The 20,884-nt window shown below is 62.8% G+C and carries 17 protein-coding genes and 1 riboswitch; of the genes, 7 read left to right on the top strand and 10 right to left on the bottom strand.

Going from position 1 to position 20,884, the window contains the following annotated elements; genetic code table 11:
* Positions 1 to 41 precede the first annotated feature (41 nt).
* Positions 42 to 1,154 (top strand): DUF6456 domain-containing protein, encoded by a 1,113-nt coding sequence (locus H1S03_RS01495; protein WP_221892554.1) that lies wholly within the window; start codon positions 42 to 44, stop codon positions 1,152 to 1,154.
* A gap of 72 nt (positions 1,155 to 1,226) precedes the next feature.
* Positions 1,227 to 1,685 carry a hypothetical protein gene (locus H1S03_RS01490; protein ID WP_221892553.1) on the top strand — a complete coding sequence of 153 codons (459 nt, stop codon included), beginning with the start codon at positions 1,227 to 1,229 and terminating at the stop codon, positions 1,683 to 1,685.
* A gap of 6 nt (positions 1,686 to 1,691) precedes the next feature.
* Here H1S03_RS01490 and tpiA read toward each other — a convergent pair whose 3' ends face one another.
* Positions 1,692 to 2,426: a triose-phosphate isomerase gene (gene tpiA / locus H1S03_RS01485; RefSeq protein WP_347339198.1), complete on the bottom strand. Its 735-nt coding sequence runs from the start codon at positions 2,424 to 2,426 to the stop codon at positions 1,692 to 1,694.
* A gap of 93 nt (positions 2,427 to 2,519) precedes the next feature.
* Positions 2,520 to 2,870 (bottom strand): HesB/IscA family protein, encoded by a 351-nt coding sequence (locus H1S03_RS01480; protein ID WP_166190538.1) that lies wholly within the window; start codon positions 2,868 to 2,870, stop codon positions 2,520 to 2,522.
* Between the two features lie 277 nt (positions 2,871 to 3,147).
* Here H1S03_RS01480 and guaA point away from each other — a divergent pair, with 277 nt between their 5' ends.
* Both guaA and H1S03_RS01470 read left to right on the top strand, forming a co-directional pair.
* Positions 3,148 to 4,710, top strand: coding sequence for a glutamine-hydrolyzing GMP synthase (gene guaA / locus H1S03_RS01475; RefSeq protein WP_185802833.1), 1,563 nt, complete (start codon positions 3,148 to 3,150; stop codon positions 4,708 to 4,710).
* A gap of 36 nt (positions 4,711 to 4,746) precedes the next feature.
* A complete protein-coding gene (locus H1S03_RS01470) occupies positions 4,747 to 6,519 on the top strand; it encodes an ABC transporter ATP-binding protein (RefSeq protein WP_185802832.1) in 1,773 nt (590 codons plus the stop codon).
* On the opposite strand, the gene H1S03_RS01465 is transcribed toward H1S03_RS01470, so the two are convergent.
* The 8 genes from H1S03_RS01465 to metZ all read right to left on the bottom strand — a co-directional run bounded on the left by H1S03_RS01465 (position 6,516) and on the right by metZ (position 17,398).
* On the bottom strand, positions 6,516 to 7,202 hold the full coding sequence (locus H1S03_RS01465; RefSeq protein WP_347339194.1) for a cell wall hydrolase: 687 nt from the start codon (positions 7,200 to 7,202) through the stop codon (positions 6,516 to 6,518). The genes H1S03_RS01470 and H1S03_RS01465 overlap by 4 nt on opposite strands.
* A 202-nt stretch (positions 7,203 to 7,404) precedes the next feature.
* Positions 7,405 to 10,047 (bottom strand): pyruvate, phosphate dikinase, encoded by a 2,643-nt coding sequence (gene ppdK, locus H1S03_RS01460; protein ID WP_185802831.1) that lies wholly within the window; start codon positions 10,045 to 10,047, stop codon positions 7,405 to 7,407.
* Between the two features lie 105 nt (positions 10,048 to 10,152).
* A complete protein-coding gene (glyS, locus tag H1S03_RS01455; RefSeq protein WP_185802830.1) occupies positions 10,153 to 12,399 on the bottom strand; it encodes a glycine--tRNA ligase subunit beta in 2,247 nt (748 codons plus the stop codon).
* Complete coding sequence (locus tag H1S03_RS01450) at positions 12,399 to 12,845, bottom strand: DUF6446 family protein (RefSeq protein WP_185802829.1); 447 nt, start codon at positions 12,843 to 12,845, stop codon at positions 12,399 to 12,401. Before H1S03_RS01450 ends, glyS begins: the two co-directional genes overlap by 1 nt.
* Positions 12,842 to 13,777, bottom strand: a complete 936-nt coding sequence (locus H1S03_RS01445; RefSeq protein ID WP_185802828.1) for a glycine--tRNA ligase subunit alpha — start codon at positions 13,775 to 13,777, stop codon at positions 12,842 to 12,844. Before H1S03_RS01445 ends, H1S03_RS01450 begins: the two co-directional genes overlap by 4 nt.
* 75 nt (positions 13,778 to 13,852) lie before the next feature.
* Entirely contained in the window at positions 13,853 to 15,304 is a 1,452-nt protein-coding gene (locus H1S03_RS01440; protein ID WP_185802827.1) for a TrkH family potassium uptake protein, read from the bottom strand.
* A gap of 128 nt (positions 15,305 to 15,432) precedes the next feature.
* Entirely contained in the window at positions 15,433 to 16,062 is a 630-nt protein-coding gene (gene folE, locus H1S03_RS01435) for a GTP cyclohydrolase I FolE (RefSeq protein ID WP_185802826.1), read from the bottom strand.
* Between the two features lie 139 nt (positions 16,063 to 16,201).
* Positions 16,202 to 17,398, bottom strand: a complete 1,197-nt coding sequence (metZ, locus tag H1S03_RS01430; protein ID WP_185802825.1) for an O-succinylhomoserine sulfhydrylase — start codon at positions 17,396 to 17,398, stop codon at positions 16,202 to 16,204.
* A gap of 31 nt (positions 17,399 to 17,429) precedes the next feature.
* Positions 17,430 to 17,509: riboswitch (SAM riboswitch) on the bottom strand.
* 131 nt (positions 17,510 to 17,640) lie between these two features.
* Between metZ and H1S03_RS01425 the strand changes: the two genes are divergently transcribed.
* The 3 genes from H1S03_RS01425 (at position 17,641) to glpK (ending at position 20,875) form a co-directional block, all read left to right on the top strand.
* Entirely contained in the window at positions 17,641 to 18,588 is a 948-nt protein-coding gene (locus H1S03_RS01425) for a hypothetical protein (RefSeq protein ID WP_185802824.1), read from the top strand.
* Between the two features lie 77 nt (positions 18,589 to 18,665).
* Positions 18,666 to 19,382 carry a glutathione S-transferase N-terminal domain-containing protein gene (locus H1S03_RS01420; protein WP_185802823.1) on the top strand — a complete coding sequence of 239 codons (717 nt, stop codon included), beginning with the start codon at positions 18,666 to 18,668 and terminating at the stop codon, positions 19,380 to 19,382.
* On the top strand, positions 19,379 to 20,875 hold the full coding sequence (glpK, locus tag H1S03_RS01415) for a glycerol kinase GlpK (protein WP_185802822.1): 1,497 nt from the start codon (positions 19,379 to 19,381) through the stop codon (positions 20,873 to 20,875). The genes H1S03_RS01420 and glpK overlap by 4 nt, the downstream gene beginning before the upstream one ends.
* Positions 20,876 to 20,884 lie beyond the last annotated feature (9 nt).

The raw sequence follows: 20,884 nt of genomic DNA, 5'->3' as shown, positions 1-20,884 counted from the left end.
AGCCTTTTTATCACTTTTTAAATTTCAGAACGGTTAGACCCTTGCTCATTCCCCCTCTTGCCATCGCAGCCGATGCGAAGGCGTGCGCCGGATTTACCGGTTGCCCGTCCGCGAGCTATCTCGGCTATCTTGCGCATGTCGGCCTGTCGGTGCCGCTGCGCAGGTTGGCGCGCGAAACCGGGCGCCATGCGTCCTCCTTTTCCCGCGCCATGCGGCGTATCGAACAATTGCGAGAGGATCCGATCCTCGACCGTTGTCTCGACCGTGCCACAGCGAATCTGCCCGGCAGGACCGATGTGAGCGATCTTCCGTTCGAGGAGATCATGACCATGACCACGCAAGCACTCGCCACGCCTCTCTCGGATTCGCAGATCGAGCGGGAGGCCCGTCGTATCCTGCGCCGGTTGAGCGAGACCGGTGCCTTCCTCGCCGTCAGTGGCGGCATGGAACTGGCCGTGGTGTTCCGCAAGTCCGGCACCACCACCACTCGTATCGCCACCTGCCCCGTTACCGTAGTCGAGGCCTTTCGCCTGCGCGACTGGATCGCCCCTACCGGTCGCGGAAAGATCATGCGCTATGCCATCACCGCCCCGGGTCGCACGGCGCTGGCCCGACTGCTGGAGGGCGACGCCGCGCGCAAGAGGGGGGCGGAAGCGGCTCCTCATCAGGTTTCCGGTGAACGTCTGGTGATGGAGGAAGACGGCAGCACGCGCACAATGCGCGTCAATCTGGCGGAAAGCCCCCTCGCCCTGCTGGCACGTCGCAAGGGCAGCGACGGCAAGCCGTTCCTGGACCCCGTGGAACTTGAGGCCGGTGAGCGCCTGCGCGAGGAATTCGAGCGGGCGCAAATGGGCCCGCGCGTCGGGCAGAACTGGGACCGGTTCCTGACCGTGCACGATGGCGGAATGTCCGGCGGCGGTGACCGCCTGGCCGGTCCGCAGGATGCGCGGAACCGCGTGACGGAGGCGTTCAGCGCCCTCGGGCCGGGGCTCGCCGATATAACCATGCGGTGCTGCTGTTTTCTGGAGGGGCTGGAAACCGCCGAACGTCGAATGGGGTGGTCGGCACGGTCGGGAAAGGTCGTTCTGAAAATCGCGCTGGGACGTCTCGCACGGCATTATGGCCTGGTTCAGGCCAATCGGCACATGGCCTGATATCCTAAAGTTGCACCGCAGCAGAAAGTGCTGTATTGTTGCGGTGCAGCATATCCAGAAGGTATCGCCATGATGATGCAAACGCTCCCCGCCCTGCTCGTTCCGCAAAAGGGTGAAACGGTAATCGACTATTGGATGAGCATGTCGCCTGTCGCACCGGTGTTCGGTCTCGAATGGCGGTTCTCCCCCCTGTTTCGTGAGGTCATGCCCGACATGGCATCGACACCGGCAATGGCCGGATCGGTCGTTCTGACCGAGGGCGACCTGCATGATGAGGATCTGGAGGAAGCCGAGGAAGAGGCCAAGGCTGTCGAGGCCGCCGAAGCCGACGATCTGACCGCGTTGAAAGGTGTCGGCCCCAAGATGGCAGCTGAACTGAATGCGATGGGTCTGACCTCCTTCGCGCAGCTGGCACAGATGACCGAGGCGAATATCGCTGAGTTGAGCGAAAACCTCACCGCCTTCCGCGACCGCCCGGTCCGTGACGACTGGGTCGGTCAGGCGCGCGCCCTGATGGGGCAGCGCACCTGATCGCGATCACGCCGTTGCGGCGATGATCCCACCGAAATCGGCGGCCTTCAGCGAGGCGCCGCCGACCAAACCACCATTGACGTTTTCGACCGCGAAAATCTCCGCGGCATTGGACGGCTTGACCGACCCGCCATAGAGCAGGCGAACCGAAGCACCATCGTCCAAACGATCGGTGAGCGCGCCGCGCAGGGCATCGTGAACCTGTGCGATGTCCGAGATCTGAGGCACGCGACCCGTACCGATGGCCCAGACCGGCTCATACGCGATGACGGTATTCTCCGCCGATGCACCGTCGGGCAGCGAACCGGCGAGCTGGCCCAGAACGACGTCCAGCGTTCGGCCCGCATCCCTGTCCGCCTCCGTTTCTCCGACACAGACCACGGCGAGCAGACCGGCCCGCAATGCGGCCTCGGCCTTCGCCTTGACCGTCGCATCATCCTCGGCGTGATCGGCGCGGCGTTCGGAATGACCGACGATCACTGCCGTGCCGCCCGCATCCGCAATCATCTCCGCCGCGATATCGCCGGTATGGGCACCCGATTGCGCCGCGTGGCAATCCTGCCCGCCGACCTGGATCGGGCTGCCCTGCGCCGCATCGACCATCGCACCGATCAGCGTTGCAGGCGGGCACAACAAGACATCGCAGGCGGGTGAAGAATGCGCCGAGGCGAGCGCCTCAACCTCGCTCAAGGCGGCGCGCAGGCCGTTCATCTTCCAGTTTCCAGCGACGAGAGGGCGAATTTGCGGCATGGTCGGTCCTTGGGTTCATTGCGTTGCGACATACTTAGCGCAGCGCATCCGGAATTGCACCCTGGACTGAGGGCGTGGCGCGCCTCACATATCGGCGAACTTGATCGATTCACCGCAGCCGCAGGCTTCCGTCACGTTGGGATTGTTGAACGCAAAGCCGGATTCGAGCAGCGATGTGGTATAGTCGATCTCGGTCCCGAACAGGAACATCTGCGCCATCGGGGCAATCATGACCCGTGCGCCGTCCTGCTCGACCACCTCATCCAGAGGGTCGACCTCATCCACGTAGTTCATGGTGTATTCCATGCCTGCACAGCCGCCCTTCTTGACACCGACGCGGAGACCCTTCGTCTCCCCCTTCTGCATCAACTTGCGGATCTGCGACGCGGCGCGATCTGTGATGGTGACGGCCTGCTTGCCGGGTATGGCGAACATGGGCGAACTCCTCAAAATACCTGACCAGAAAGATAAGATGCTGGGCGGCAGTCCTCAACCCCCTCCGTTCGGCGTAAGCGGCGAACCGGGCGGAACGTTTGCAGGATTGCGTCCGAGGATCGCCCTGTAACCCGTGGTGCGCAGGACTGCGAAAATATGAACGCTACGCGCTCCGCTGCAACCGATCCGACTTTACCATACGGGAATTCTGCTGGGAAAGCGTCTGCGGGCGCATCGCGGCCTTGCCCGAATCCGCGCCGCACCGTATCGGATGCCCATGACAGACATCGCCCATGACCGCCTTCTCATCATCGACTTCGGATCACAGGTTACGCAGCTGATCGCGCGTCGCCTGAGAGAGCTGAACGTCTTTTGCGAAATCCACCCCTTCCAGAACGTGACCGACGCGTTCTTGCAGGAGTTCGCCCCCAAGGCCGTGATCCTGTCAGGGGGTCCGGCCAGTGTCATGGACGAAAATTCGCCCCGCCCGCCCCGGAGCGTGTTCACGCTGGGCGTTCCCATCCTGGGCATTTGCTACGGCCAACAGGTGATGATGCAGGAGCTGGGCGGGAAAGTCCTGCGCGGGCACGGCACGTCTGAGTTCGGTCGCGCCTACGTCACCCCGGCGGAACAACGGATCGACCTGCTGACGGGCTGGTTCCTGGACACGCGGGAGCAGGTCTGGATGAGCCATGGCGACCATGTCAGTGAGCTTGCGCCCGGATTTGCCGTCTACGGCACGTCACCCAACGCACCTTTCGCCGTGACCGCCGATCTGGAGCGTCAGTTCTACGCCGTGCAGTTCCACCCCGAGGTGCACCACACCCCGAACGGAAAGACGCTGTACGAGAACTTCGTCAAGCTGGCAGGCTTCACCGGCGACTGGACGATGGACGCCTACAAGGATGAGGCGATCCGCCTGATCCGTGAACAGGTCGGTGATGCAAAGGTCATCTGCGGCCTGTCCGGCGGCGTGGACAGTTCCGTCGCGGCCGTGCTGATCCACGAAGCGATCGGCGATCAGCTGACCTGCGTGTTCGTGGATCACGGCCTGCTGCGAAAAGGGGAGGCGGAAGAAGTCGTGAAGATGTTCCGCGACCACTACAACATGCCCCTGATCCACGCGGATGAGCAGGACCTGTTCCTGGGTGAGCTGGACGGCGTGTCCGACCCGGAAACCAAGCGCAAGATAATCGGCAAGCTGTTCATCGACGTGTTCCAGAAACACGCGGCGGAGGTCGGCGGGGCGAAGTTTCTGGCTCAGGGCACCCTCTACCCCGACGTGATCGAGAGCGTCTCGTTCAGCGGCGGCCCCAGTGTCACCATCAAGTCGCACCACAATGTAGGCGGTCTGCCTGAGAAGATGGGCCTCAAGCTGGTCGAGCCTCTGCGCGAACTGTTCAAGGATGAGGTTCGTGCGCTGGGGCATGAACTGGGCCTGCCCGATGCCTTCATCGGTCGGCACCCCTTCCCCGGCCCCGGCCTCGCCATTCGCTGCCCGGGTGAGATCACACGCCAGAAACTCGACATCCTGCGTGAGGCGGACGCGGTCTATATCGATCAGATCCGCAGACATAACCTGTACGATGAGATCTGGCAGGCCTTCGTCGCGATCCTGCCCGTGCGCACGGTGGGCGTGATGGGCGACGGGCGAACCTATGATTTCGCCTGCGCCCTGCGCGCCGTCACCAGTGTCGATGGCATGACCGCGGATTACTATCCGTTCAGCCACGATTTTCTGGGTGAGACCGCGACACGGATCATCAACGAGGTTCCGGGCATCAATCGCGTGACCTATGACATTACCTCGAAACCTCCGGGCACCATCGAGTGGGAATAACTGGATAATCCCCACCCCATGACCATCTGAAGTGCCATGTCACACAGGAAAGAGCGCCCGATGGAGAACGATGTCCCGACCTGGGCCCTGACACGCAGATTGCTGGGGGAAAACGCCCGGCAACACTGGGTCGGCTATATGGTGGGCTTCGTGTTGCTGGCTGTTTCCTCCGCCATGACGGCGTTGGTTGCCTATGTGATGGAGGACGTGATCAACAACGTCTTCATCGACCCGCAGCCGGCCTTGGTCTGGACCGTGGCGATCAGTGTCATCGTGATTTTCATCCTGCGCGGTGTGACCACCTACGCCGCCGCAATCGTGCTGGCCCGTATCGGCAACCGTATCGTGGCCGACATGCAATTGCGGATGTTCGAGCGAACGCAGGCCCAGTCGTTAAGCTGGGTGGACGCGCAGGATATCGGTGATCTGGTTGTGCGGTTCCAGACAGGCGTGACCGCCGTCAGGCAGGCCATTCAGGTTCTCGTACAATCGGTCGGGCGCGATCTGCTGACCATGGCGGGTCTGGTCGGAATAATGTTCTATCAGGACCCGATCATGGCGTTCATCGCGTTGTTCGTGGCACCACCCGCCATCTTCGTAATCGTTACCGTGATGCGTCGGATGACCACCGTCGCGCGCACCGAATTCGCATCCGTCGGTCGTTTGATCGGACTGGTGAAGGAGGTCGTGCTGGGCGCGCGTGTCATCAAGTCGTTCCGCATCGAACAGCGGCTTGCCAATGACATGGAACAGGTGGTTGAGCGGGTGCGCAAACTGAACAACAAGATCGCCCGGCTCAGCAATGCGACCTCTCCAATCATGGACATGTTGGGCGGGTTCGCCTTTGCGGCGATCATCCTATATGGCGGCACGCAGATCGCCGCCGGTGAATTGGACGCGGGATCGCTGTTTTCGTTCATCACCGCATTCATGCTGGTCTACGAACCCGCGAAACGCTTGGGCAAGTTCAACGTGGATTACCAGAAACATCTTGTCGGTGTGCGCATGGTCTACGACATCCTCGACACCGCGCCAGACAGCAGCGAACGCATGGACGGGGCTGATCTGAAAGTGCGTGAGGGTGAAATCGTCATCGAGAACGCCCGGTTTTCCTATGGTGAGCAGGCTGTGCTGCACGACCTGTCCCTGACCATACCCGCCCGCAAGGTAACAGCGTTGGTCGGGCCGTCGGGGGGCGGAAAGTCGACGGTGCTGTCCCTGATATCACGCCTGCACCAGGCGCAGTCGGGGCGCATCGCCATCGACGATCAGGACGTCTCCGCGGTCACGACCGACAGCCTGCGCCGGAATGTGGCGCTGGTGGGTCAGGACGCGTTCCTGTTCGACACCACCATTGCGGACAACATCCGCATGGGCCGGCCGGACGCAACGGACGCAGAGGTTGAGGAGGCCGCACGGGCCGCAAACGCGCACGACTTCATCATGCGCCAAAACCTCGGCTATGAAACGCCCGTCGGTGAAGGGGGTGGTCGGTTGAGCGGCGGGCAGAGACAACGGATCTCTATTGCGCGCGCCATGCTCAAGAACGCGCCGATCCTACTGCTGGATGAGCCGACCGCCGCCTTGGACACCATGTCCGAGCGCAAGGTTCTGGAAGCGATCGAACGGTTGATGCATGGACGTACGGTGGTCGTCATCGCGCACAGGCTCAGCACGATCCGCGATGCGGATGTCATTCACGTTCTGAACGAAGGTGCATTGGTCGAAAGCGGCGATCACGACGCGCTGATGGCGTCAGGCGGGCTTTATCGCCACCTGCACGACACCCAGTTTCGCAGCGACGCCTAGGTCGGGAAACGGTAGAATTTGTGATCGTCGATCCAGACAGTCTGCTCCAACCGGCTTGCCCAACCGGGATTGACGGAGACGGCATGGTAATGTGTTGCGCCAGCCGTCAGCATTCGCGGGCGGCCGTCCAGCATGACGCGGGCGATCTTCGCCATACGCTCCCACGCGGCGCGCTCGCTCATCACTTCGTTGCGACCATCGCACATGAAGGAAAACTGGCAGGCGTTCATGCGGCTGGACCCCTGCGAGACGACACCGCAGACGGAGTTGGGATAGCGGGAATGATCGACCCGGTTGAGGATAACCTCGGCCACCGCGATCTGACCGGCGATCGTCTCCCCACGTGCTTCGAAATAGAGCGCCTTTGCCAGACACTCCCACTCCGCGTCACCGGTGGCAGCGGGCATGGCGTCGAGGGTTAACAGATCCATCGGCTGTATGACCGTTATACTCCGTTCGGCAAAGCCGTTGGCGTCGTCCTGCATTTCAAGGGCAAGCTCACTGCGCACATCCGCGCCGATCGCGGCATCGGTCGGCAGCGACACACTGATTCGCGCATCCCCCGCGCCACCCAGCTCACGCAGACGGTCGGACGTGGTGGCATTGAGCACCGCCCGCTCCTGGGTCAGCATCTGCGAAATCTGGCGACTGATCTGATCCTCAACCTGCTGTTGCGCCAACACTGGCACGCTGAAAGCAGAAGAAACAATAGCTGCGGCAAGCGCAGATTTCACAATCCGTAGTACAAACATGGGCGATCGATCCGGGTTTTACCTAGAAGGCGCTGAGGCCCATAACGGATAGGGCCGGGACAATTTCCGCTGTTTTACGGTTTTTTCCAAAAAAGTCTACCCTTGAGCATTGCGCGCAAGACATAGCCACCAGTCATGCCTGACCGGACTTCCGCGACAGCAATGTCGCCTGTGCAGCAGCGAGCCGTGCTATGGGCGCACGGAAGGGTGAACAAGACACGTAATCGAAGCCTGCAAGCTTGCAGAAGTGAATCGAGCCCGGATCCCCACCATGCTCCCCGCACAGCCCAAGCACAAGGTCTGGATCCGTCTTACGACCGCGTTTTGCGGCAATTAACAGCAATTCTCCCACCCCCTCGATGTCGAGGGAGTGGAACGGATCCTCCGCAAAGACGCCCAGATTGACGTAATCACGCATGAAACGTCCAGCGTCGTCCCGGCTGAGGCCATAGGTCATTTGCGTCAGATCGTTCGTACCGAAGGAAAAGAAGGCCGAATCGGTGGCCAGATCGCCGGCACGCAGGGCGGCGCGCGGGGTCTCGACCATGATGCCGAGCTTATAGGTCAACGTGACCTCCCTCTCCGCCATGACCTGTGCTGCCACAGCCTCGATATTCTTGCGGACCACCTCGACCTCACGCTTGGCGGATACGAGGGGGATCATGATCTCGGGCACGATCTGTTCCAGATTGCGGGTGTTCACGATGGCGGCGGCCTCAAAAATCGCGCGGGCCTGCATCTCGTAGATCTCGGGCATGGTAACGCCCAGACGTACGCCGCGTTTGCCCAGCATCGGGTTGAACTCCCCCAGCGCCTTGGCCCGCTCGACAACCTGCGAAACGGGAATATCCATCGCCTCCGCCAGATCGTGCATCTCCTCACGACTGTGCGGCAGGAACTCATGCAAGGGCGGGTCGAGCAGGCGAATACAGACGGGCAAACCGCGCATGATGTCGAACAGATCGACAAAATCGCCCCGTTGCATCGGTAGGAGTGCGGCCAGCGCGCGGCGGCGATCCTCGGAAGAATCGGCCAGGATCATTTCACGCATCGAGGTGATGCGATCCTCCTGGAAAAACATGTGCTCCGTGCGGCACAGGCCAATTCCGTCCACCTCGAACCCGCGGGCGACGCGGGCGTCCTGCGGGGTGTCGGCATTGGCCCTGACCCCCATTTCGCGCGCCTGATCGGCCCAGCTCATCAAGGTGGCGAACGCACCGTCCAGTTCCGGCTGAATCATCTCGGGCGCGCCGGCCAGCACTTCGCCACGCGTGCCGTCGATCGTGATGAGGGAGCCTTCGGTGAAGCTGCGCCCGTCCTGACTGATGATCTGGCGGTTGCGGATGTCGAGGCGCAGATCCCCGGCGCCGACCACACAAGGCAGGCCCAGCCCCCGCGCGATCACCGCCGCATGGCTGGTCATGCCGCCACGCACTGTCAGAACCGCGCAGGCGGAGTGCATGCCGCGAATATCCTCGGGGCTGGTTTCCATGCGCACCAGAACGGCATTGTCGCCTTGAGCCTCGGCTTGCATCGCCGCCTCGGGTGAGAAAACGATGCGGCCCGTCGCGGCACCCGGGCTGGCGGGAAGGCCGGAGCCGAAGACATCGCGCGGCGCGCGCGGGTCGATCTGCGGGTGCAGATGTTCGATCAAGGTGCGCGGTTCAATCCGCAACAGCGCATCATCACGCGATATTGCGCCGTTGCGGGCCAGATCGGTCGCGATGCGCACGGCCGCGCGGGCGGAGCGAGGGGTCAACACGGCATCGAGCAACCACAGCTTGCCGTCCTCCAGCGTAAACTCGAACCCGTGAATGTCGCCCAGACCGGCGGCGACGGTGCTGCCATGCGTTCGCAGATCGGTCAGGGCGTCGGGGGCAATCTCCTCCAGAGAAGGGGCAGATTGGCGGGCTGACTCACGCGCCTCACGCGTGATGAGGTGCGGCGTGCGCATCCCCATCAGTGCGTCATAGCCCTGCGCCTGGGTCAGGAACCGGCCCGAGAGCGCGGGCGTGCCGGTCCGCTCATCCACCAGATGCACGACACCTGCGCCGCACACACCCTGCCCGATGCCGAACGCCATCCGCTGCACGATCAGGCCCAGCCCGGCCTCGGGCGGCGCGCCATGGCTTTCGCGCAGGATGCGGGCGCTGACGCCGTTCCAGCCGCGCGCCATTGCATCCACGGCGGCACATAACTGCTCCACCGGATCCTGCGGGAACGGTTGCATCACCTCGTCCAGATACAGCGCCTTGGCCTGATCGACGAGGGTGACGCGCGCGTCCTCGGGCAGGTCCCCCTCGGAGGCGACGGACCAGTATTTCACCTGATCGGCCATCAGATTCTCGAAATCCTCGGGGTCCACCCCCTCCACCATCGTGGCGTAGCCCTCGATCAGGCGGAAATACAACTCCAGCGCGCCGGGCTTGCCCACGCGGGTCATCAGTGCGGGCAGCCGCGCGTCGGTGATCCCGATGTTGAGCAGCGCCTCCGGCCCGCCCCATTCGGGGCGCGGGGGTGAGGCGCGCAGGCTGAGCAGAACCTCATCCCCCAGGGTCTGGAAGGTATCGCGCAACACGCCATCGAAATGCGTGCGCGCACCGTCCTGCGCGATCTGTCGGGTCAGATCGGTGGTCAGCAACAGACCGCGCGGCACCGGCAGGCCAAGTCCGGCCAGCCGGGCCAGACGCGCGCCCCGCGCACCCCATCTTTCCGGCGACAGGAGGCAGCCTTCAGGAACGTCGTGCAGGCGGATGTAATCGTGAGGAATGTCCATGACCGGACAGTAGGCCGCGGCCCCTGCCGGGTCATGCGGAAAGTGCGCGTGACCCGAAAATTCGACGCCCGGCGCGGTGGCCGGGCATCGTTCTGAAACCGTAGTTCAGCCCTCGATCCGCCCGAAATCCGCGATGCGCGCGAACAGGGTGCGGACCCGGTTCAGCAGGCACAGGCGGTTGCGGCGGATGATCTGGTTGTCGGAGTTGATCAGCGTCGCCTCAAAGTAAGCATCCAGCGGCCCGCGCAGCGCGGCGATCGCGGCCATGGCGGCGGCGAAATCCTCGGCTGCCAAGGCCGCGTCGATCTGCGGGTCGGTGGCGTCGAGAGCGGCGAAAAGCGCCTTCTCGCTGTCATTCTCGGCCAGATCGGGATTGGGATCGAGGGAGTACTCAACCCCGTCCTTCGCCTCCTCCGCCCGCAGGATATTCGACGCGCGGGTATAGGCGGCAAGCAGATTCGCCCCATCCTCGGTATCAAGAAACGCTTGCAGCGCCCGCACCCGGTTGACCAGAAGCACGATATCCCCGTCCCAGTTTTCGGGGAGCGCGGCGTCGATCACGTCATGGCGAACGCCCTCGGCGCGGAGGTGGACCTTGAGGCGGTCTGCGAAGAAGGAGAGGAGATTCTGATTTGGGTCAATAATCGCCGAGGTAGTCGTATTCATAATCTTCTCAAATAGACCCTGTTTTTTCTCGGACTTATTTGGTCTCGAAATTTTATCTTTGATACTTTGTAAGGTGAATTTATCTATACCTAAATACGTGGAAATGTAGGCATCATGCTCGTCAATTTGGTTCATAACATTTTCATGGCGCTGCCAGTAATGCAGATTGGACGCTAATGCGACCACGCCCCTCAAGTACTGCGAGCAACCACTCTCCAACACCAACCGAATGACACCCAGCGCAGCTCTCCGCAGCGCATAAGGATCCTTCGATCCGGTCGGCTTCTCATCAATCGCCCAGAAACCCGTCAGGGTGTCCAGCTTATCTGCCAGCGCCAGGGCCACCGAAACCGGCTCCGTCGGCACATCGTCGCTCGGCCCCAACGGGGAGTAGTGGTATTGCGCGGCGTTCGCGACCTCCTGCGGCAGGCCGGCGGCTTCGGCGTAGTAGCGGCCCATCAGGCCTTGCAGTTCGGGGAATTCATAGACCATCTCGGACGACAGGTCGGCCTTGGCGATCTGCGCCGCTTGCTCCGCCATATCCGCGTCCGCGCCGACCAGCGGCGCGATTTCGCGGGCAAGCGCGGCGATGCGCGCGATCCGCTCCGCCTGAGAGCCGAGTTTGTTGTGGAAGGTGACGTTGGCCAGCGGGACGGCCATCCCCTGCAACCCGCGCTCCCGCACGGTTTGCAGGTCGTTCTCCCAGAAAAACTTGGCGTCGGACAAGCGGGCGGTCAGGACCTTGCCGTTGCCCGCCAGAATCGTCGCGCCATCATCCGCCGTGGTGCGGTTCGCGACGGTGACGTATTTCACGATCTTGCCAGTGCCATCGCGGACCGAGAAGAACTTCTGATGCTCCTTCATCGAGGTTTGCAGCACCTCGGGCGGCAGGTCCAGAAACTGTTCACCGATGCTGCCCATCAGCGGCACGGGCCATTCGACCAGACCCGCGACTTCGGCCAGCAGGCCCTTGTCCTCGACCACTTCCAGCCCTTGCGCGAAGGCCAGGTTCGTCGCCTCGCCCCAGATGATGTCGGCGCGTTCCTTGGCATCCAGAATGACATGGGCGCGCTTGAGCTTGCTGGCGTAATCCTCGAACGAGTTCACCTTGATCGTGTCGGGCGCCATGAAGCGATGCCCACGCGTGGTGTCGCCGGACGCGATGCCATCAACGTCGAGCGGGACGACCTGCGCCCCCTCCTCATCCGTCAGGATCGCCAGGATGGAGTGTAGCGGACGCACCCAGCGCAGGGAGCCGCTGCCCCAGCGCATGGATTTGGGCCACGGGAAATTGCGGATCGTGGACTCGAGCGTTTCGGCCACGATCTGCGCCGCGGGGCGGCCCGGCTTCTCGATCACCGCGAAATAGACCTGACCCTTCTTGTCGTCGCGCACCTCCAGCTGATCCTTGGTCAAACCGGTGGAGCGCAGGAAGCCCGCCAGCGCCTTTTCCGGGGCGTCGGTGCGCGGGCCCTTGCGCTCCTCACGCACGGTGGGGCTTTTTTCGGTCAGCCCCTCGACGGCCAGGGTCAGACGGCGCGGCGTGGCAAAGGCGGCGGCCCCGCCATAGGTCAGCCCGGCCTCGACCATGCCGTCGGTCATCAGACGGCGCAGATCGTCGGCCGCCTTGGCCTGCATGCGGGCGGGGATCTCCTCGGAGAACAGTTCGATCAGCAGGTCGGACATCAGCTTTGCTCGCGGTAGTGGCGCCACATATAGGCGCGGCCATCGGGGTAGACGGCGATCATGCGGAGGATTTCGTAGTCGTCGGCACCGGCGGGAGTCTCATCCTCGGCCAGATAGGCGGTGGCGGCACCGGATTCGAGGTCGGCGGCGATGGTCCGCGCGTCGAAACAGTCGAACCAGCCGGGGGCCAGCAGCGGTTCGGGGTAAGGGGCCAGTGCGACCCCCTCAAACACCGCAGGATCGACGGTAAAGCAGGCGCGGATCTTGTTCGGGGAGGTGCCCGCGTCAATGCCCTGCCAGTCGGAAACGGGAACCTCCCGCCCCGCGACCGTGACCGCATCCGCCTGAGTTTCCTCGTAATACGCATAGACCTGCGCATAATACATCCCAGCGCCCAGCGCCGCGATGACGATGCCGGATATGCCGACGAGCCACTTGCCGTTCATGCCGCGTACCCCCCCGCAGTCGTGCGGACGAAGGCATCCGCGCAGGCCTTGGCCAATGTGCGGACACGCCCGATATAGGCCTGCCGTTCGGTCACGGAAATCACGCCCCGCGCGTCGAGCAGGTTGAAGATGTGGCTGGCCTTGATGCACTGGTCATAGGCCGGGTGCGCCATGACGATGCGCTTGCCGGTCTTGGGGTCGTCATCTGCCGCGTCCAGGATGCGGGCGCATTCGACCTCCGCCTCCTCGAAATGGCGCAGCAGAACGTCGGTATCGGCGATGTCGAAATTCCAGCGGGAATATTCCTGCTCGGTCTGCTTGAACACGTCGCCATAGCTGAGCCGGATGGCCGCGTCGGGATCGTTATAGGGCATGTCCATCACGTGATCGACACCCAGAACGTACATCGCCAACCGCTCCAACCCATAGGTCAGTTCGCCCGAGACAGGTTTGCAGTCGTGGCCGCCGACCTGTTGGAAATATGTGAACTGGCTGACCTCCATACCGTCGCACCAGACCTCCCACCCCAGGCCCCAGGCACCAAGGGTCGGGCTTTCCCAATCATCCTCGACGAAGCGGATGTCGTGCAACTGCATGTCGATGCCGATCGCTTCGAGCGAACCCAGATACAGCTCCTGCAAGTTCGGCGGGCTGGGTTTGATCAGCACCTGATACTGGTAGTAATGCTGCAAGCGGTTGGGATTCTCGCCGTAGCGGCCATCCGTCGGACGGCGCGAGGGCTGCACATAGGCGGCCGCCCAGTGGTTCGTGCCGAGCGAACGCAGGGTCGTCGCCGGGTGGAAGGTCCCTGCCCCGACCTCCATATCATAGGGCTGCATGATCGCGCAGCCATGCGCGGCCCAATAGGCTTGCAGGCGCAGGATGATCTCCTGAAACGAGCGGGGACGGTCGGTGGCTGTTGGGGCGGTCATGGGTGCGAACTCCGCTTCAAAATCGCCGCCCTTATGCCCCTGCGCCTCCGGACGGTCAATGCGGCAGGGGCACGCTCACCCGCGCCAGAACGCCGCCGTGAACAAGACGTAGACGCTCAGCAACTCCAGCCGTCCGATCAGCATGGCGAAGGCGAGCACCCATTTCGCCTGATCGGGCAACCCGGCGAAGGTAGAGGCGGGGCCGATCTCTGGCCCCAGCCCCGGCCCGACATTGGCCAGCGCGGAGGCCGCACCGCTTAGCGCGGTCATGGTATCCAGCCCCATCAGGCCAAGAATCGCCGTGACCCCGGCCAGCGAGATCACGAACATCACGAAAAACGCCATGACGGAAGAAATCACGTCCTCCTCAATGGCGCGCCCTTGGTATCGGGGGCGAAACACTCCGGCGGGATGGTGCAACTGTCTGATCTGGGTCACGAGTGCCGCCACCAGAAGCTGGTAGCGAAACACCTTGACCGAACAGCAGGTCGAACCCGCGCATCCGCCGATCAGCCCTATCAGAAAGAAGACTGTGACCGAAAAGCTGCCCCAACTGCCATAATCGGCACTGGCATAGCCGGTGCCGGTAATGATGGATGTGGCGTTGAACAGCGCCTTGCGAAAGGCCAGTTCGCTCAACTGATCGTTCATGACGATTTGCCACGCGGTCAGGATCAGGACTACGGTTCCCAGAATGGCGAGAAAGGCATGGATCTGGGTGTCGCGCAGCAATGGCGTGGCGGAGCCTGCGACCAGTTGCACATAGCGAACGAATGGCAGGCTGGCGAGGATCATGAAACCAGTGGCGATATATTCCGCCTGCGCGCTGAAGGCTCCGAACGATGCATTCTCACTTGCGAAACCGCCCGTGCTGATCGTCGTCATCGCATGGACGACGGATTCGAAGAGGTCCATCCCCGACCAGCTATAGATGATCGCACAAACCAGGGTCATGGACAGGTATATGGTGGAGATCGAGCCTGCAATCTCCGCCGCGCGGGGCAGAATTTTTCCAAATGTATCAAATGCTTCCGAGCGGAACAGCTGCATGCCGCCGACCTTCAGCATTGGCAGGAACGCCACCGCGAACACGATCACCCCGATGCCGCCCATCCACTGCATCAGACCGCGCCACAGATGAAGCCCCCGGCTGAGGACATCGAGATCGGGATATATCGTGGCGCCGGTGGTCGTCAGCCCGCTGGTCGCCTCGAAAAACGCATCGGTATAACTGACCTGAGCCGGGCCGATCCAGAATGGCAACGCGCCGAAGATAGGCAGCGTGATCCAGCAGGCCACGGTCAGCAGAAAAGTCTGTCGGATCGTCAATCCCATGGATCGGCTGTCGGAACACCCCAGGTACAACATCGCACCGACCATTGCCGTGACGATACCCGAGATGGCGAACGCCACCGCCTCACCCCGCTGACCATCCAGCAGATCGAGCAGCATAGGCAGCATCATGGACGCCGCGAGCGCGAGCACCAACATCCCGACAACGTAACCGATGGGTCTAAAGGAGATCATCAGGGAGCCTTCGCCGCCGCGCACCATGCTGTCAAGCGGGCGGGATCGTGACCGCCCGGCTGTGTTGCCCTTTCGCCCGTCCACACATGGGGCACACATGGGGCACACATGGGGCGGCGCGGTCGAAGTCAGCTCATCCGGTTTGTAGGATTGCCGATTACCGACAGGAATTCCTTGCGCGTTGCCGGATCCTCGCGGAACGCGCCCAGCATCGTGGAGGTGACCATGCTGACACCAGGCTTATGAACGCCACGGGTGGCCATGCAATGATGCTCCGCCTCCAGCACGACGGCCACACCTTGCGGTTGCAACGTGTTCATCAAGACCTGCGCGATCTGCGCGTTCATCTTCTCCTGCACTTGCAGCCGCTTGGCAAAGGCATCGACGACCCGCGCCAGCTTCGAGATTCCCACAACGCGCCCCTGCGGAATATAGCCGACATGCGCCTTGCCGACGATAGGGGCCATGTGGTGCTCACAATAGGATTCGAATCTAATATCACGCAAGACGACCATTTCGTCGTATCCCTCGACCTCCTCGAAGGTGCGTTGCAACAATTGCTCGGCGTCCTCATCATAGCCGCGAAACCATTCGCCATAGGCCTTGGTCACCCGCTTGGGCGTGTCCAGCAGCCCCTCCCGGTTGGGGTCGTCGCCGGCCCAGCGCAACAGGGTGCGCACAGCTTCCTCGGCCTGTTCACGGGTGGGACGAGACCCGGAGATATCGTCACTGTCGGACTGAGGATCATGAACATTCATGGCGGGATTCCTGAATTCGAATTTATACCACTGATACGGCAAGCGCATCGTCACGGATCACCGATCCCGACGGGTTTCGAGCAATATAGGCGCATTTCGCCGCATTTGCGAACCCGCGCGCGAGATCCGAACGCCGCGATCACACCTGATCGAGGGCCGCGAGCAGGTCTGCCTCCAGATCCGCGACGCCCTCCAACCCGACGGAGAAGCGCACGAGGCCCGGCATGATGCCAAGCTCCACGCGGGTCTCCTCACTCAACCGTTGATGGGTCGTGGTGGATGGATGCGTCAGGATGCTGCGCGCATCGCCCAGGTTGTTGGAGATTACCGCGATGTTCGACGCGTTCAGGAACCGGAACGCCGCCGCCTTGTCGGCCAGGATCAGCGCCAGCATCGTGCCCCCCGTCTCCATCTGACGGGAGGAAACCGCGTGCTGCGGATGATCCGCGCGACCGGGATAGATCACCCGCTCGACTGCGGAATGGCCCGCCAGCGTATCGGCCAGCCGCGCCGCGCTGGCCGCCTGCGCACGCACCCGCAGATCCAGCGTCGTCATACCATTGAGCATTACCCAGGCGTTGAACGGGCTGAGCGCCCCGCCCGTATGCTTGAGGTAGGGTTCCAGCGTCCCGCGAATGAAGTCCTCGGAGCCGAGCACGACACCCCCCAGACAGCGCCCCTGCCCGTCGATATGCTTGGTCGCGGAATAGATCAGGACGTCCACACCCAGCGTCAGAGCGCGCATCAGAACCGGCGTGGCGAATACGTTGTCCGCCACGACCATCGCACCCTTCGCATGGGCGATTTCGGACACGGCGGCAATGTCAATCACCTCCAGCGTCGGGTTCGACATCGTTTCGAAAAACACCAGTTTCGTGTCGTCACGCACCGCCTCGCGCCAAGCGTCCAGATCGGTGCCGTCCACGAATGTCACCTCGACACCGAAGCGTGGCAACAGGTTCTCCACGATATACAGGCAGGAGCCGAAAAGCGCGCGGGAACTGACGATGTGATCCCCCGCGCGAAGCATGGAAAACAGCGCGCCATTGACCGCAGCCATACCCGATGCGGTCGCAAAGGCGGCCTCGGCCCCTTCGATCGCGGCGATGCGGTCCTCGAACGCGGCGACGGTGGGGTTGCCGTAGCGGGCATAGATGAATTCATCCTCACCCAGTTCGACGAAGCGTTGCTCGGCAGCCTCCGCACTGGGATAGACGAAGCCTTGCGTTAGATAGATCGCCTCGGCCACTTCGCCGTATTGCGAGCGGCGGGCGCCCGAATGCACCAGCTTGGTCTGATCATTCCACGAGGCGTGAGTCTTTGTCGGTTCAGTCATGGGGGGGTCCTTTCCCTGCGCGAATGATCGGGCCGCACGGGGTCCGACCTCTTTAGCGGCGTGTTTAACGTGGCCCGCAATCCGGTTCTACAAATCGCCACGGGACGTGTTTACGCCTGTGCCCCTGCCCGGTCAACGGCCCGCAGTCACGGCATCTTCATCGAATCTGAACCTTTCCGTCGCACATTCGTTCTACCCCTCAGTAAACAGCAACTCGACCCAAGGCAGGTACGATGCAATGTGTGGCGACACCCGAGCATCTGACGGCGGATGCCGCAGGTGCGCCGCTGGAACCGGCGCTGGACAGGCTTCTGAACCGTCAGGCCGGTCCGGTTACGCTATTGTTGCATGGGTACAAATACTGCCCGTTTCACCAGCCCAGCGCCGCCGATCCGACATTGCGCGATCCGCATCGCCTGATCTACGCCGAAACACCGGAAACCACCTGTGACAGGATCATCAGCTGGCCCGGGATGCTCGACCGGGCGGGTCCGACGCTGGGGATCGGCTGGCCGGGGATGCACTCGGGTCACGGCACGCTGAACTCAATCCGGGGTTTTGCGGAAGTGTATGCGCGCGCGGACTCCATCGCGCGGCAGGTTGCCCGTCTTGCCGACCGTATCGCCGCCCTCGACCCGGATCGCCGGATTGATCTGATCGGTCATTCGTTGGGTGGGCGCATCGCCCTTGCGTCTCTGCCCCACATGAAGCTGGCTGAGCCGGGGCGCATTCTGCTGTGGGGGGCCGCGGAACGCGCGACGATCGCACGGATGCATATCGAGCGGGGCACCGGACGCACCGAAATCATCAATGTCCGCGCCCGCACCAACGCCCCGTTCGACCGGATGTTCGAATGGGCCGCCCCCGGTCAGGGTCCCGCCCTGGGTGCGGTCGGGCCTGTGGACGGCGTGGCGACGCTTACTCTGGACGATCCCAGAACCGAGCAGGCGTTGCAGGCACGGGGCCTCCCCCTTGGCGCAACGTCCCGTGGTCGTTGTCACTGGAGCTTTTATACCCGTCCGGGCACCGGCCCTCTCTACGCCGCGTTGCTGGACCAGCCGGGGATCTGGACTGCCGACAGGATCGCGGCACTGCCTGACGAACCCGCCCCTGCGCAGCAAACCGCACGCAACGCGGTGGTCTCGACGCTCAGCGCCTTGCTGCCGACCAACAGGATGCGCGGCGCGTAGGCTAGCTTCGCTAACATCAGGGGGTTGCACGTCGTCTCATCCTCGGCATGCTGAACCCGACCTGTGCGGAGGAAGACATGAGCAGACCCATTGAGCTGTATTACTGGCCGACCCCGAACGGATGGAAGGTATCCATCGCGCTCGAAGAAATGGGACTGCCCTACAACGTCAATCTGATCGACATCGGCGCAGGCGACCAGTTCGCGCCGGAATATCTGAAGATCGCGCCCAACAACCGCATGCCTGCTATCATCGACCCCGACGGGCCGGATGGTGAGCCGATCTCGATCTTTGAAAGCGGCGCGATCCTGCAATACCTGGCCCGCAAGACCGGCACGTTCTGCGGCGACACCCAGCGTCAGCGTATCGAGGTCGATCAATGGTTGATGTGGCAGATGGGCGGACTGGGCCCGATGGCGGGACAGGCGCATCATTTCCTGAAATACGCGCCGGCGATGGAACCGCCCAACGACATCCCTTACGCCAAGGATCGCTACCGCAAGGAGACTTCGCGCCTCTACGGGGTGCTGGATCGACGGCTGGCGGATCGTGATTATGTTGCCGGAGATTTCTTTTCCATCGCAGATATGGCGATCTGGCCCTGGGCCTCGCTGTGGGAGGGGCAGCAGCACGACATCGCCTCAACCCCCCACATGCAAGCCTGGCTGGATCGTTGTGGCGCCCGTCCCGCACTGGATCGCGGCCGCAGGTTGAGGCTGGATCTGCGCGGCAACCTTCAGGACAAGAAGGAGACGCACGGCGTCCTGTTCGGTCAGAAGGGGAAAGACGCATGAAAAACGGTGAGCATATCCTCGCCCTGGATCAGGGCACCACGTCCTCACGCGCGATCGTGTTCGATGACAAGCTGCGGCCCATCGCGACCGGGCAGTACGAATTCACCCAGCATTTCCCGCAATCGGGATGGGTGGAGCATGACGCCCAGGAAATCTGGGCCACAACTCGCAAGGCCGTCAGCACCGCGCTGGCCGATGCAGACCTGACCCCACGCCAGATCGCCGCCATCGGCATCACGAACCAGCGCGAAACCGTCGTGGTCTGGGACAGGGACACCGGCGAAGCGATCCACCGCGCCATCGTCTGGCAGGACCGGCGCACCGCGCAGACCACCGACCGCCTGCGGGACGAGGGGCATGAGGAAGAGGTCATCACCCGCACCGGCCTGTTGCTGGACCCCTATTTTTCCGCCTCGAAACTGGCTTGGCTGCTCGACAATGTGGAGGGCGCGCGCGCCTCGGCGCGAGAGGGGCGTCTGGCCTTCGGCACGATCGACACCTGGTTGATCTGGAATCTTACGGACGGCAAGCGTCATGTAACGGACGCGACGAACGCGGCCCGCACAATGCTCTATAATATTCACGAGGGGCGATGGGACGACCACATGCTGGACATGTGGAACATCCCCCTCTCGATGATGCCCGAGGTGATGGACTGCGCCGCCGAATTCGGCATGACCAGTGGTGAGGCGCTGGGTGCCTCCGTTCCGATCCGGGGTGTCGCCGGTGATCAGCAGGCCGCGACCGTGGGTCAGGCCTGTTTCGAGAAGGGCATGATGAAATCGACCTACGGCACGGGATGTTTCGCCCTGCTCAACACCGGCGATACGGCCGTGCGGTCACAAAACCGCCTGCTGACGACCATCGGATATCAAATCGGGGGCAAGCCGACCTACGCGGTGGAAGGATCGATCTTCATCGCCGGGGCGGCGGTGCAGTGGTTGCGCGACGGGCTGGGTCTGATCGGATCGGCGGGTCAGACAGGCGGTCTGGCGCAGGACGCCGATCCCCATCAGAACGTTTATCTGGTTCCGGCCTTCACGGGCCTGGGCGCACCCTACTGGGACGCGGACGCACGCGGTGCCCTTTTCGGCATGACGCGCAACACGGGGCCCAAGGAAATCGCGAAGGCAACGTTGGAAAGCGTGGCCTATCAGACCCGCGACCTGTTCGAGGCGATGAAGAAGGACGGTGCCGCGACCGATGCCACCGTTCTGCGCGTCGATGGCGGCATGACGGCCAGTGACTGGACCATGCAGGCGCTGGCGGATCAATTGCAGGCCCCCGTCGATCGCCCCATCGTGCGGGAGACTACGGCGCTGGGCGCCGCCTACCTCGCCGCGATGCAGAGCGATATCGCCGGTCCACCCGAGGATTTCGCCAAGAGCTGGCAACGTGACAAGCAATTCACGCCACAGATGGATACCGAAACCGCAAACCGCAAATATGCTGGTTGGCGTGATGCCGTACGCAGAACACTTTCCACCACTTAAACATGGTGA

Origin of the sequence: Pontivivens nitratireducens (assembly GCF_014235845.1) — a bacterium.
GTDB classification, from domain to species: domain Bacteria; phylum Pseudomonadota; class Alphaproteobacteria; order Rhodobacterales; family Rhodobacteraceae; genus Pontivivens; species Pontivivens nitratireducens.
This window is presented reverse-complemented; position numbering and strand designations above follow the sequence as displayed.